This is a genomic window from Roseisolibacter agri (assembly GCF_030159095.1).
GTDB classification, from domain to species: Bacteria; Gemmatimonadota; Gemmatimonadetes; order Gemmatimonadales; family Gemmatimonadaceae; genus Roseisolibacter; species Roseisolibacter agri.
On the sequence record NZ_BRXS01000023.1, the window covers coordinates 1 to 425 of the forward strand.

Here is a 425-nt window from a genome sequence, read left to right on the forward strand (position 1 = left end):
CACGCTGCAGAACGCGGCGTCGGGGGCCTGCCTGACGACGGCCAACAACGCGACGGCCAACGACACGCGGGCGGTGCTGGGCGCCTGCACGGCGGCGTCGGCCCGCTGGACCGTGCTGGCGACCCCCGCGAGCGGCACGCCGGTGAACGAGGGCGGGACCAGCAGCCCGACCGCCCCCACGACGGCGCCCCTCCCGACGTCGCCCGCGCCGACGACCGAGACCACGCCGGAGCTGCCGCGCGCGACCGTCGACACGCGCATGCCCGCGCAGACCGGCCGCGTCATCGCCGTGCCGGCCGGCGGCGACCTGCAGGCCGCCCTCGACGCCGCCCAGCCGGGCGACGTCATCACGCTCGCCAACGGCGCCACCTACGCGGGCAACTTCGTCCTCCCCAGCAAGCCCGCCGGCGGCTGGATCGTCGTGC

1 protein-coding gene is annotated in these 425 nt (G+C 77.9%); it reads left to right on the forward strand.

Annotated elements, in window-relative coordinates:
- Window positions 1-425, forward strand: a 425-nt coding sequence (locus tag rosag_RS25360) for an RICIN domain-containing protein (protein WP_284352989.1), incomplete at both ends; no start/stop codon positions are given.